12 protein-coding genes are annotated in these 12,481 nt (G+C 62.5%); 2 read left to right on the forward strand and 10 right to left on the reverse strand.

What is annotated here, in order from left to right; all coding sequences use genetic code 11:
- Window positions 1–23 precede the first annotated feature (23 nt).
- From FA94_RS18205 to FA94_RS38700, 7 genes are all read right to left on the reverse strand, one after another.
- The gene (locus tag FA94_RS18205; RefSeq protein ID WP_035562467.1) at window positions 24–1,304 is read right to left on the reverse strand and encodes a dicarboxylate/amino acid:cation symporter; all 1,281 of its coding nucleotides are present in this window, start codon (window positions 1,302–1,304) and stop codon (window positions 24–26) included.
- A 416-nt stretch (window positions 1,305–1,720) separates the two neighbouring features.
- A complete protein-coding gene (locus FA94_RS18210; RefSeq protein WP_035553718.1) occupies window positions 1,721–2,791 on the reverse strand; it encodes an ABC transporter ATP-binding protein in 1,071 nt (356 codons plus the stop codon).
- 56 nt (window positions 2,792–2,847) lie between these two features.
- Entirely contained in the window at window positions 2,848–3,639 is a 792-nt protein-coding gene (locus tag FA94_RS18215) for an ABC transporter permease (RefSeq protein ID WP_035553722.1), read from the reverse strand.
- Window positions 3,636–4,583: an ABC transporter permease gene (locus FA94_RS18220; protein WP_035553723.1), complete on the reverse strand. Its 948-nt coding sequence runs from the start codon at window positions 4,581–4,583 to the stop codon at window positions 3,636–3,638. Before FA94_RS18220 ends, FA94_RS18215 begins: the two co-directional genes overlap by 4 nt.
- 136 nt (window positions 4,584–4,719) lie before the next feature.
- A complete protein-coding gene (locus FA94_RS18225; protein WP_035553726.1) occupies window positions 4,720–5,832 on the reverse strand; it encodes an ABC transporter substrate-binding protein in 1,113 nt (370 codons plus the stop codon).
- A gap of 103 nt (window positions 5,833–5,935) precedes the next feature.
- On the reverse strand, window positions 5,936–6,727 hold the full coding sequence (ugpQ, locus tag FA94_RS18230) for a glycerophosphodiester phosphodiesterase (protein WP_035553728.1): 792 nt from the start codon (window positions 6,725–6,727) through the stop codon (window positions 5,936–5,938).
- 211 nt (window positions 6,728–6,938) lie between these two features.
- Complete coding sequence (locus FA94_RS38700) at window positions 6,939–7,076, reverse strand: hypothetical protein (RefSeq protein ID WP_156126668.1); 138 nt, start codon at window positions 7,074–7,076, stop codon at window positions 6,939–6,941.
- Window positions 7,077–7,293: 217 nt separating this feature from the next.
- On the opposite strand from FA94_RS38700, the gene FA94_RS18235 reads away from it, so the two are divergent.
- On the forward strand, window positions 7,294–8,064 hold the full coding sequence (locus tag FA94_RS18235) for a DeoR/GlpR family DNA-binding transcription regulator (RefSeq protein ID WP_035553731.1): 771 nt from the start codon (window positions 7,294–7,296) through the stop codon (window positions 8,062–8,064).
- Window positions 8,065–8,095: 31 nt separating this feature from the next.
- Here the strand turns inward: FA94_RS18235 and FA94_RS18240 are convergent, their stop codons facing one another.
- Window positions 8,096–9,763, reverse strand: a complete 1,668-nt coding sequence (locus FA94_RS18240) for a Na/Pi cotransporter family protein (protein WP_035553733.1) — start codon at window positions 9,761–9,763, stop codon at window positions 8,096–8,098.
- Between the two features lie 214 nt (window positions 9,764–9,977).
- Here FA94_RS18240 and FA94_RS18245 point away from each other — a divergent pair, with 214 nt between their 5' ends.
- Window positions 9,978–10,661 (forward strand): histidinol-phosphatase, encoded by a 684-nt coding sequence (locus tag FA94_RS18245; RefSeq protein WP_035553736.1) that lies wholly within the window; start codon window positions 9,978–9,980, stop codon window positions 10,659–10,661.
- Window positions 10,662–10,791: 130 nt separating this feature from the next.
- On the opposite strand, the gene FA94_RS18250 is transcribed toward FA94_RS18245, so the two are convergent.
- Both FA94_RS18250 and FA94_RS18255 read right to left on the reverse strand, forming a co-directional pair.
- On the reverse strand, window positions 10,792–11,625 hold the full coding sequence (locus FA94_RS18250; protein WP_231584984.1) for an ABC transporter permease subunit: 834 nt from the start codon (window positions 11,623–11,625) through the stop codon (window positions 10,792–10,794).
- A gap of 32 nt (window positions 11,626–11,657) precedes the next feature.
- Window positions 11,658–12,455, reverse strand: a complete 798-nt coding sequence (locus FA94_RS18255; protein WP_035553741.1) for a taurine ABC transporter ATP-binding protein — start codon at window positions 12,453–12,455, stop codon at window positions 11,658–11,660.
- Window positions 12,456–12,481: the final 26 nt, after the last annotated feature.

Consider the following 12,481-nt stretch of genomic DNA (forward strand, 5'->3'; position numbering starts at 1 on the left):
CGAAACCGGAGCCGAAGCCCGGCTTAAACGCCGGCCGGCTCTTTGACCGCCACTTCGCCGCGCAACGCGGCATTCAGCTTGTCGCGGTCCAGTTCCTTTTCCCATGCCGACACCACCACCGTCGCCACACCATTGCCGACGATGTTGGTCAGCGCACGGCACTCGCTCATGAAGCGGTCGATGCCGAGAATCAGCACCATGCCTGACAGCGGAATGGTCGGCACCACGGCCAGCGTCGCAGCCAGCGTGATGAAGCCCGCGCCCGTCACGCCGCTGGCGCCCTTCGAGGTCAGCATCGTCACCGCCAGCAGCGTGAGCTGCTGCGTCCACGTGAGGTCGATGTTGGTCGCCTGGGCGATGAACAGCACGGCCATCGTCATGTAGATGTTGGTGCCGTCGAGATTGAACGAGTAACCGGTCGGCACCACGAGGCCCACCACCGAGCGTGAGCAGCCGAGCTTTTCGAGCTTCAGCATCAGTTGCGGCAGCGCGGCTTCCGACGAGCTCGTGCCCAGCACGATCAGCATCTCTTCCTTGATGTACGCGACGAAGCGCAGGATATTGAAGCCCACCGCGCGCGCGATGATGCCGAGCACGACCACCACGAACACGATCGACGTCAGATAGAACGTGCCGATCAGCTTGAGCATGGGCAGCAGCGAGCCGATGCCGTACTTGCCGATCGTGAAGGCCATCGCGCCGAACGCGCCGATCGGCGCCAGCTTCGTGATGATGCGCACTACGCCGAACAGCACATGCGAAAGACCGTCGATGAAATTCGTCACGACCTTGCCCTTCTCGCCGGCCGTCGCGAGCACCGCGCCGAACAGCAGCGCGATCAGCAGGATCTGCAGGATTTCGCCTTGCGCGAAAGCCGACGTGAGCGTGTCCGGAATGATGTGCATCAGGAAGTCCACGGTCGTCTGGCCGTGTGCCTTCGCGGCGTACGACGCGACGGCTTTGCCGTCGAGCGTGGCCGGGTCGATGTTGAAGCCGACGCCCGGCTTGAGCACGTGCGTCGCGATCAGGCCGAGCACGAGCGCGAAGCTCGAGACGATTTCAAAGTACAGCAGCGCCTTGCCGCCCACGCGCCCGACCTTCTTCATATCTTCCATGCCGGCGATACCCGTCACCACCGTACAGAAGATGATCGGCCCGATCACCATCTTGATCAGCTTGATGAAACCGTCGCCGAGCGGCTTCATGTCGACGGCGAGATTCGGGTAGTAATGTCCGAGCGCGATGCCGATGATGATCGCCACGATCACCTGGACGTACAGCACTTTATGGATAGGTTTTTTCACGATGTTTCCTGCGATATGGATGAGCTCATGGCCTGCCACGCCGCGCATCATGCGAACGAATGCGAAAACTCGTCACGCTTGAGCACGGCATTAGGCCGCGACAAGACGACGAATTCAGAAATACCGGGAAGGGAAATCAGACATCGTTGTCTCCTTGCTTTAGTTGTCGGACCGTTGCGGCCGCGTGTTCTAAATTGCAAGGTCGATGCCAGCTTGATGCCGGACTCGGCGCGTTGATTTTTATGGTTTTTTTGAGACGCGACGCGATATGCCGTCCGGGATTCCGGAAATCCGGACGAAGGGTGTCGGGGAATCCAGAATGCATCGAGACGCGGGCCTCGGGAAAACCCCGAGGCTTTTTGGCGGCGCGCTTTTGCCTTACTCAGCGGAAGACGCGCCGCCTGAACCAGCGACGTTTAAACCGCGCCTTCTTCCAGCACAAGCAGATTCTCGTGCGAGAAACCCAGCGACACCGGCTGGCCCCGCTCAGGCAGACCGCGATTCGGGTCGTTGAACACATCGAGCGAAATCACTGCGTCTTTCACGCGCGTTCTGATACGCACCACGGCGCCGAGGAAATTCACTTCTTCGACGGTCGCGTTCAGCGTGTTGCGGCCCGGCGCGGCCGGCTCCAGCACGATCGCTTCAGGCCGCAGCGCGAGCAGGCGTTGCTTGCCGGCGTCGTCCGACGGCAGTGCCTGGGTGGTCGTCAACTCCTGACCATCCACCGCCATCCGGCCGGTAGCCGGATCGACCACGTGCCCCGCCAGAATATTCAGCGTGCCCACGAACGACGCCACGAAGCGCGTACGCGGATAGTTGTAGATCTCGGACGGCGTGCCGATCTGCTCCACACGCCCTTCGTTCATCACGACGATGCGGTCGGAAATGGACAGCGCCTCTTCCTGATCGTGCGTGACGAAAATCGACGTGATGCCCAGCTCGCGCTGCAACGCGCGAATGTCCTGGCGCAGCGAAATACGGATCTTCGCGTCGAGCGCGGAGAGCGGCTCGTCGAGCAACAGCACTTGCGGCTTGCCGGCCAACGCCCGCGCCAACGCGACACGCTGCTGCTGACCGCCCGACAGTTGCCACGGATAACGCTCGCCGAGATGCGGCAGCTTGATCAGTTGCAGCATCTCGTCGACGCGCTGCTTGATCTCCGCCTGCGGCCGATGATTAATCTTCAGCCCAAAGCCGATGTTGTCCGCCACCGTCATGTTCGGAAACAGCGCGTACGACTGGAACACCATGCCGACCTTGCGTTGCCGCGTGCGCAGATGCGTGACGTCTTTGTTGTCGAGCCGGATGATGCCGCGCGTCGGCGTTTCGAAGCCGGCGATCATGCGCAGCACGGTCGTTTTGCCGCAACCCGATGGCCCGAGGAAAGTAATGAACTCGCCGCGCTCGATCTTCATGTCGAAGTGATGCAACGCCGTGTTCGCCCCGAAGGACTTGTGCAGATTTTCGATCTCAAGGAATGCCATGATTCGCTGCCTCAGTGCGTCAAACTTATTAACGTCAACCTAACGTCAAACCGACGTCAAACTTTCTGGCCGCTCAACGCGCGGGCCGAACCGAATACCTGAATCAATCCCATCGACGCCCACGTGATCACGAATGCAATGATCGCGAGCGCCGAGGGCTCGTACGCGCGATTCGCGCCGATCAGTTGCAGATACGGACCGAATGCGGGCCGGTCGAGCAGGCTCGCGAAGGTGAACTCGCCGATCACCACGGCAAAGGTGAGAAACGCGCCGGACAGAATGCCCGAGCGGATATTCGGAAAGATCACCTTGAACAGAATGGTGGGCCAGCTCGCGCCGAGGCACTCAGCCGCTTCAGTAAGCGAGCGCACGTCGACGGCGCGCAGACCGGCGTCGACCGAGCGGTACATGTACGGCAGCGACAGCGTCACGTAGCCGCACACCAGCAGCAGATCCGTCGCGCGCTCGTTGCCGGTGAGCGGCAGAATCGAACTGCTGTTGTAGATGCGCAGATAGCCGAACACGATCACGATGGCCGGCACCACCAGCGGCAACAGCGTGATGAACTCGACGAGCGGACGCAGCTTCGGCAGCCGCAATTGCACCCAGTAAGCGGTTGGCACCACCAGCAGCACGCCGACGACGATCGTCAGTAACGCCATCAAAATCGAATAGCCGAACGAGGCCTGAAAGCGCGGATCGCTCAGCACGACGTGATACGCCTCGAAGCTGTACACGCCGCGCTTCATCCGCATGCTGAACTCGAAGGTCGCGATCAGCGGAATCAGAAAATACAGCGAGCCGACGATCATCGCCGTCCACGCCCCTACGCGCGATTGGCTTTTCATCGACGTCCCCTTTCAGCGCGCGAGCGCAGCCAGATGTAGCCGCCGTTCGACAGCCCGGTCACGAGCACCATGCCGAGCGCGAGCGCGTAGCCGAGGTTCTGGTTGTGCATCACGTCGCCGCGAATCTGCGCATACAGCAGGATCGTGACGATGTTCAGCGAGCTGCCCGTCAATGCATAAGCCGTGGCGACCGCGCCGAACGAATTGGCGAACAGCAGCAGCGCCGCGCCGAGCACGCTCGGCCACAGCACCGGCAGCGCGACGTAGCGCCAGTATTGATACGAGGTGCCGCCCAGGCAGTCGCAGGCTTCGCGCCATTCGCGCTTCAGGCCGTCGAGCGCGGGCGTGACGATCAGCACCATCAAGGGAATCTGGAAATACAGATAGGTCAGCGTCAGGCCGGAAAAGCTCAGAATGCTGAAGCCCGTGGAGTAAAGGTTGAAGCCGAGATACTTTTTCAGCAGCACGGTGACGAGGCCGACGCGCCCCAATGTGCAGATGAAAGCAAACGCGAGCGGCACGCCGGCAAAGTTCGACGCCACGCCGGAAAACGTCATCAGCGTAGGGCGAATCCAGCCGGGGAGTTTGCCCTGCACCGCGGCCCACGCGAGCAGTGAGCCGATCACGGCGCCGCCGAGCGACGACGCGGCGCTCACCTTGAAGCTGATCCAGTACGCGTCCAGCACGGTGGGCTGCAGCAGATCGCGGAAATTGCCGAGCGTGAAATGACCTTGCGCGTCCTGGAATGCGCCGATCATCAGAAAGCCGGTCGGCAAGATCAGGAACAACAGCGCGAAGGTAAAGAACGGCACCACGCCGATCCAGGCAAGAAACTGCGACGCGCGGCCCGGACCGTCGACGCGAGGCGTTGGCGTGGGCACAGGCGGAACCAGCGGAACCAGCAATTCCGGCTGCACCGCTCCAGCATCCGATGAAGCGCTCATAGCTCACCCTTGAGACTGTCTGGCAAAACGCCAGGCGTGCCGCTCAACTCGAGCAGCACGCCGACGGCAATACTTCGGATTACGGTTCGCCGCCACGGCGCGGAGCGTGCCCCGCCGCCGCGGCGACCCGCGTCGCTTACTTGACGTTCGCGCCGACCGCCTGGTCCCACTGCTTCGTGATGGTGTCTTTATAGGCGTCCTGTTGGGACAGCGTCGGGAACACCACGTTCTTATACGACGACGGCGGCGGCAGCTTGTCGAGCAGCGCTTGCGGCACCTTCTTGCCGGCCACCAGTTCGTTGTAGCGCATCGGGTGGCAGTAGCCCGTCAGCCAGCCGATCTGGCCTTCGTCCGAGTACAGGTATTCCATCCACAGCTTGGCGGCGTTCGGATGCGGCGCGTAAGCGCTGATCGCCTGAACGTACACACCGGCGACGACGCCCGTCTTCGGAATCACCACCTGGACCTTCGGGTTGCCCTTCAGCGTGTCGCGGTCGGCCAGCGCGTTGTAGTCCCAACGCACGACGATCGGCGTGGTGCCTTGCGCGAGCGAAGCGGCCTTGCCGATCACCGGCACGAAGTTGCCGTTCTTGTTCAGATCGGCGAAGTACTTCAGACCTGCTGCGCCGGCCTTGCTCGCGTCGCCTTTGCTTTGCGACAGACCGGCCGCGAACACGGCCTGGATAGCCTGGTTGGCGGTACGCGGATCGCCTGCGAGCGACACGGCGTTCTTGTAATCGGGCTTGAGCAGATCGCTCCAGTCGGTCGGCGCCTTGTCGATCATGTCGGCGTTCACTTCGAACGACAGCACGCCGTAATAGTCGCCGTACCAGTAGCCGTCAGCGTCTTTCGAGTCTTTCGGAATCGAGTTCCACGTCGCGACCTTGTACGGTTGCAGCAGGCCTTCGGCCTTCGCGGTCGGACCGAACGACAGACCCACGTCGATCACGTCCGGCGCTTGCGGGCCCTTGTTGCCCTTGTTCGCCTTGATCGCTTCGACTTCGTCGCCCGAACCCGCATCCGGATTCAGTTCGTTGATCTTGATGCCGTACTTCTTCTGAAAGCCGGCCACCAGCTGGCCGTAGTTGCACCAGTCGTGCGGCAACGCGATCACGGTGAGCTGGCCTTCCTGCCTGGCAGCGGCGATCAGTGTGTCGAGCGGCGCGGCGTAAGCCATGCTGCTGGCGCCGGCGGCGACGCCCGCCGCTGCCGACATGGAAAGTAAACGGACTAACGCGGTGCGGTTCATGGTCTTCCTCATCCTCTGCCGAAATTGCTACGTTTGGAAAATTTCTAGTTCGAGCTTCAGGGTGTGCGCCGATGTGCAGCAACGCGCGCGCCCTCCGACCTGTTCAGGCCGGCGTGGAGAACATGTCGTGATGCAGTGTATCGATGCGATCTGTACAAATCATGTCGACGCCCCATTGCGCGAGCAGTTGCGCACGCACCGGGTCGTTCACCGTGTAGGCCAGTACGCGCAGCCCGGCCGCGCGAATCTCGGCGACCAGCGGCTCGCTCAGATAGCGGTGGCTCGCATGCAGCGACACGCAGTCGAGCTCACGCACGATCCGCAACCAGTCCGCCGGCACTTCTTCGAACAGCATGCCGCGCTGTAGCGCAGGCGCCGCGTCGCGCGCCGCCGCCAACGCCTCGAACGAAAACGACGACAGCAACGGCGGCGTTTGGCCTTGCCACAAAGTCGATGCGCCGCTTGCCACCAGCGCGCCGGTGATTGCGTCGCGCCCCGGACACGGTTTGATCTCGATGTTCGCGGCGATGCCCTCACGCGCGCAGCGCTCGGCCGCCTCGGCGAGCGTGGGCAGATGGTTGCCTGCGAATTGCGCGCTGTCGCCGAACCAGGCGCCAGCATCCAGCGTGCTCAGTTGCGCCCACGTGTGATCGGCGGCGGCGCCGTGACCGTTCGTGGTGCGCTCGAGCGTGTCGTCGTGCAGTAGAAAGAGCTGATTGTCGGCGGAAAGCTTGGCGTCGAATTCGACCATGCGGTAGCCGTAACGCACGCAGGCGTCGAACCCGGCCAAGGTGTTTTCCGGCGCCAACGTGCCGCCGCAGCGATGCGCGACCAGCCGCGGATACGGCCAGTCTGCGCTCAAGGTGCGGCTCATCTCATGAATCCCGTTTGCCACGTCTCGTTACCTTCCCGATAGAGCGGGTTAAATATGCTCTCGACGCGTTACCGGCCGTGACGGCCACGACGGCATAGGCATGCTTCCGGCTGTCTTCACACGCGAGCTCCGCGCGTAGTATCGCGCCAAGCCAGGCGGCGCGATAGCTGGCCGAACGGCCTATGCAAGATCCCCGCGAATCGTATGAAGCGTTGCCGTATCATTGTCAGGATCACGAATCGTGCTGCATCCAGCCACGCCAGACACCGCCGGCAATTCGCTCAGCCAGCCGACCCCAAGCTTCATTATGGCGACGGCTTGGGTCAATCAGATTGCCAAAAAACGCCGCAAAATGCTCGAAATCGGACATTTCAATTCCTTTTCGAACATTTGATGTTCGAAACAGCCGTAACGCTTCGATTTGCGAAGGCTAAGGTGAAATACACAAACTTGCAAGCTGCCAAAAAAATACAACACAATCCGACTAAAGTACTACGCTTGACATAGTTTGGACACACATTCGTGTCCACGATATCGTTCTTAAAACCAGGCTGCGTGAACGCGCGTGGGCATTCAAGGAAAAATGCATGTGGCAGGAAGACCGTCATCAGAGAATTCGCGCGCTGCTGTCCACGCTGCAGCGCGTGTCGACCGAACGGATCATGGCGGACCTGGGTGTATCGCGCGAAACAGTGCGGCGCGATCTGCTCGACCTCGAAGCACTCGGTGAACTGCGGCGCGTGCATGGCGGCGCGATCAAACCCGCTGACGAAGCACCCATCGCCGAGCGCGCGCACATGCGCGTCAAATCCAAAACAGCCATCGCGAAAGCCGCAACCGGTTTGATCGCGAGCGGCCAGACGCTCTTCATCGACGCCGGCACCACGACTGCGGCGCTCGCCGAAGAACTGGCAAAGCTGGCGAACCTGACCATCGTCACCAACTCGATCGACGTCGCGCTGAAAATGCGTGGCGGCGTCGAGCAAACCGACGCCGCTAACGAAGTGATTCTGCTCGGCGGCTCGATCAGTGACCGGGCAATGGCAACCACCGGCGCCACCACCGTGCTCGATATTCAACGCTATCGCGCGGACCTGGCGCTGCTCTCGCCGGTCGGCGTCGATCACCGGCACGGCGCGACCAATTACGATCACGCCGAAACCGAAGTGGCGCGCGCGATGGTCGCCAACGCGGACCGCGTGGTGATCCTCGCCGACTACAGCAAGATCGGTCAGCGCAGCCGCATTTCATACTGCCCAGTGGAGCGGATCGATGTGCTCGTCACCAATAAAAAGGCGGCCGAAGCCGCCGATTTTGCCGCGCTGAAAAAGAAGCTGGAAGAGATTGTTCTGGCTTAGGTTTCGCGCTTCACCTCGTCAAAGGTGGGCGCTATTCCTTCACATGCATCGTATCGAGCGCGCGCTTGCGCAAGCGCGTGTCGTGCAGCGCGCCGGCCGCGTCGAGTACCGGATAGGCAGTCGAACAGAACAGCGAGTTGAGCCGCTTCATGTCGCTGATCAGATCCAGATGCAGCGCGCTGGTTTCGATGCTGCGCAGCGTTTGCCCGGCCAGCCGGTCCAGATGCTTGTACGAATACGCGCGCTCCAGATCGCGAAAGCGCTCTTTCTCCGCGAGCAGACGCTCGGCGCATCGCAGGTCGTTATTCAGAAACACCGACAAACCCAGTTGCAGGTTGCTGACGAGCCGCGCCTGCAGGTCGTCCAGCTCACCGAGTCCCTCTTCCGAAAACGACAGACGGTGCGCGATCTTCTTTTCCTCGATATCCCTGACGATTCGCTCGATGATGTCGCCCGCATGCTCCAGATTGATCGTCAATGAAATGATGTCGGTCCAGCGGCGGCTGTCCGCTTCGTCGAGCTGCTCGCGTGAGATCAGCGTCAGATACGTTTTGACCGCTGCGTAGAGTTCGTCGACGTCGTCGTCCATGCGGACCGTTTCGCGAGCTTTATCCAGACTGTTGTGATGAATCAGGTCCGCGACGTTGTCGAGCATGGTGCGCACGATGTCGCCGATCCGCAGCACCTCGCGCGCGGCATGGGCGAGCGCGAGCGTGGGGGTGGACAGCGCCGTGGCGTCCAGATGCAACGGCCGCAACTCGCCGTTCGGCAGCGGCCGGTCCGGCAGCACGCGCACGCAGATACCCGCGACCGGATCGATCAGCGACAGACACGCGCAACACCGCAGCGTGTTGTAGATCAGATGAAAACCCACTGTCGCTTCGCGCGGATTCGCGATCAAGACCGGCAAGCCGCGCGCCAGCAACGGCGCGAACGGCAGGATCAGCAGCGCGCCGGCCAGCTTGAACGCGAAGCTGCCCAACGCGAGCCGCCGCGCCGCCGCGTTCTGGGCGACGGTGCCGAGCAGCGCCAGCAAGCCGCTGCCGAGGTTCGCGCCGATCACCAGGCACAGCGCGACCTTCAGCGAAATCACCCCGGACGACGCTAGCGTCGCGGTCAACAACACCGCCGCGAGACTTGAGTACGACAGCATCGCGAATGCGGCGCCGACCAGCGCGTCGAGCATGGTGTCGCCGGTCAAGGCGCCGAACATTACGCGCACGCCGGCGCCTTGCATCATCGGCTGGGCGGCTTCGACGATCAGGTGCAGCGCGAGCAGGATCAGCCCGAGCCCGATCAGCGTGCGGCCGGCCTGGCCGATTCGGTTCTGCTTGCGCGACAGGAATAGCGGCACGCCGAGCAGAATCAGAATCGGCGAGAGCCACGACAGATCCAGCGTGAGGATTCGCGCCATCAATGCGGTGCCGACGTCGGCGCCGAGCATGATCGCGAGACCGCTGGTGAGCGGCAACAGTCCCTGCGCCGCGAACGACGTGACGATCACCGCGGTGGCATTGCTGCTTTGCACGAGACTCGTGACGCCGACGCCCGCGAGGAACGCCCGCCAGCGGCTGGCGGTGCTGCGGCCGAGCACGCTGCGCAGATCGGCGCCGAGGACCCGCAGGATGCCGGTACGAACAATGTGCGAGCCCCACACGAGGAGCGCCACGCCGGCCAGAAGGTTAAGGAGAATCAACATAAGGTGCTGCCCGTTTCTGCTGCCATGACCCGAACCGCATGCCGCGCTGACGCGTTATGCGAAGCGTATGTGACAGTAGTGTTGCACATTTTTGCCTTATTGTAATTTTGTGCTTTTGACTATAGGCTCGTGGCAAACTGTGGATTGCTGTGTGCCGGCTGATGCGCCTCAGCCACACGGCTGATTCGACCCATTAAATAGAAAAGGACTCTGGATGAGCCGCAATCTTGCGCTGTTCGACCTGGACCACACGCTGCTGCCGCTCGATAGCGATCAGGCGTGGGCCCACTTCATTGCTGGCTTGGGAATAGAAGGCGCGGCGCGGCACGCCGAAGAAATCGATGGTTACTACCGGCAGTACGTGGCCGGCACGCTCGATATGGCGGCCTACCTGAACTACACGCTGGCGCCGCTGGCTCGTCACTCGCGCGAGCAGCTCGATGCATGGCATGCGCAGTTCATGCGCGACGTGATCACGCCGGCCATCTTGCCGGCCGCACGCGAACTCGTGCAGCGTCATATCGAGGCGGGCGACCTGTGCTGCATCGTCACCGCCACCAACGTGTTCATCACGACACCGATCGGCAAGGCGCTCGGCTTCGATCATCTGCTGGGAATCGATCTGGGCACTGAGGGCGACGATCCCGCGGCGCGCTTCACCGGTAAGGCGGTCGGCGTGCCGACCTTCCGTGACGGCAAGATCACGCGTACCGAGCATTGGCTGGCGTCGCTCGGGCACCGTCTGCAGGACTTTCCGCAAAGCTGGTTCTATAGCGATTCGATCAACGACGTGCCGCTGCTGGAGCGCGTCACCGATCCCGTCGCGACGAACCCCGATCCGCGTTTGCGCAGTATCGCTAATGATCGTGGCTGGCGGGTGATCGAGTTATTTGCTTGAGAGGTGTCGGCGCTGGGTGGTTTGTGGTGGTGTGACTAGTTGCTGCATGAGTTTGCAGCGGCATCACTAGCCGCTGTGTCGGTTTGCAGCGGCGTGGTTTGCGTCGCTGCACGAGACCCGCAGCGACCTCTTACACCCGTCCTTTCCACGGCACCAGCCGCCGTTCCAGCGCGCGCATGCCGAGATCGAACAGCCACGCGATCAGGCCGATCAGCACGATGCCCATCACCACCACGTCGGTGCGCAGAAAGCTCGACGCATTGAGCACCATCTGGCCCAGCCCCGCACTGGCCGCGACCATTTCAGCGGCGACCAGCGTGGTCCAGCCGAAGCCGATCGCGATCCGCAACCCAGTCAAAATCTCCGGCAACGCAGCAGGCAGCACCACGTGCCGCACGACCTGCGAAAAACGGCCGCCCAGCGAATACGCCGCATGAATCTGCTCGACAGTCGCGCTGCGCGCGCCGGCGCGTGCCGCCATTGCGATCGGCGCAAAGCACGCGAGGTAGATCACGACGATCTTCGCGGTTTCGTCGATACCGAACCAGATCACCACGAGCGGCAAATAAGCGAGCGGCGGTAACGGTCGATAGAACTCGAGCGGCGGATCGAGCAGGCCGCGCGCGACCCGGCTCACGCCCATCAGAATGCCCACCGGCACCGCCGTGAGCGCCGCCAGCGCGAACGCGCCGAATACCCGCAGCGCGCTCCAGGCGAGATGCTCGGAAAGTGGCAAACCGCCCTGGATACGTCCATGCCACGCATCGAGGAAAGCTGCCCAGACGGCTTCCGGCGTCGGCAGAAATAACGGCGGCAGCCAATGCAAATGGGTGGCGAACCACCAGAGCGCTGCGAGCGTGGTGACCGAGACCGCGCTCAATGTCGCAGTCGGGCCTTCGCCCGGCAAACGCCAGCCTTTGGTGGGCCGCGTTTTGCCTGCGGCGGGTTCGTTTTTCCGGCTCACAGGCACCGTGCTCAATGATTCGCGTGAAGCCGTCACGACACCACCTCTTCCTGATTGCGCTCATGCAGGCGACGCACCAGGCGCTCCCGCCATTCGATGAAATCCGGCGACGACTTCACCGCGCGTGCGTCGCGCGTCTCGAGAAAACGCCGTGCGAACGGCAGATCGTAGCTCTCGGCGATGCGTCCCGGACCCGGCGTCATCACGACAAGACGCGTTGCGAGAAACAGCGCTTCTTCAACGCTATGCGTGATGAAAAACACCGTCTTGCGCGTGCGGCCCCACACGTCGAGCACGAGTTCCTGCATCGACTCGCGCGTCATCGAATCGAGCGCGCCCATCGGTTCGTCCATCAGTAGCACCTGCGGGTCGCTCGCCAGCGCGCGTGCAATACCCACGCGCTGCTGCATACCGCCCGAGAGCGCATAGACCCGCGAACGCGCATGCTTTTCGAGTCCCACCAGCGCCAGCATCTCGCGCGCGATGCGCTCGCGCTCCACCTTCGGCACGCGCTGAAACCGCAAGCCGAGCGCGACGTTGTCGAGCACGTCGAGCCACGGCATCAGCGCGTACTTCTGAAACACCACGCCGCGATCCGCGCCAGGGCCGCGCACGAGTTCGCCGTTCAGGCGCACTTCCCCCTCGGTCGGCGTGATGAAACCGGCAATGCAGTTGAGCAAGGTGGTCTTGCCGCAGCCCGACGCGCCCAACGCGACGACGAACTCGCCGGCGCCGATATGCAGATCGACATCCGCGAGCGCGACGTGAGGCGCCGCGCCGCGTGCGCCTTCATAGGCGACGTGCAATCGTCGAATTTCAAGACCGCTCATTGCTCGACCTCATACTGCGGATGTGA

Origin of the sequence: Burkholderia sp. 9120, assembly GCF_000745015.1 — a bacterium.
Classification (GTDB): domain Bacteria; phylum Pseudomonadota; class Gammaproteobacteria; order Burkholderiales; family Burkholderiaceae; genus Paraburkholderia.

Coding starts and splice junctions, on each gene's coding strand:
- FA94_RS18210 (WP_035553718.1), bottom strand. CDS start 2,791: ATGGCATTCCTTGAGATCGAAAATCTGCACAAGTCCTTCGGGGCGAAC.
- FA94_RS18215 (WP_035553722.1), bottom strand. CDS start 3,639: ATGAAAAGCCAATCGCGCGTAGGGGCGTGGACGGCGATGATCGTCGGC.
- FA94_RS18220 (WP_035553723.1), bottom strand. CDS start 4,583: ATGAGCGCTTCATCGGATGCTGGAGCGGTGCAGCCGGAATTGCTGGTT.
- FA94_RS18225 (WP_035553726.1), bottom strand. CDS start 5,832: ATGAACCGCACCGCGTTAGTCCGTTTACTTTCCATGTCGGCAGCGGCG.
- FA94_RS38700 (WP_156126668.1), bottom strand. CDS start 7,076: ATGTCCGATTTCGAGCATTTTGCGGCGTTTTTTGGCAATCTGATTGAC.
- FA94_RS18235 (WP_035553731.1), top strand. CDS start 7,294: ATGTGGCAGGAAGACCGTCATCAGAGAATTCGCGCGCTGCTGTCCACG.
- FA94_RS18240 (WP_035553733.1), bottom strand. CDS start 9,763: ATGTTGATTCTCCTTAACCTTCTGGCCGGCGTGGCGCTCCTCGTGTGG.
- FA94_RS18245 (WP_035553736.1), top strand. CDS start 9,978: ATGAGCCGCAATCTTGCGCTGTTCGACCTGGACCACACGCTGCTGCCG.
- FA94_RS18255 (WP_035553741.1), bottom strand. CDS start 12,455: ATGAGCGGTCTTGAAATTCGACGATTGCACGTCGCCTATGAAGGCGCA.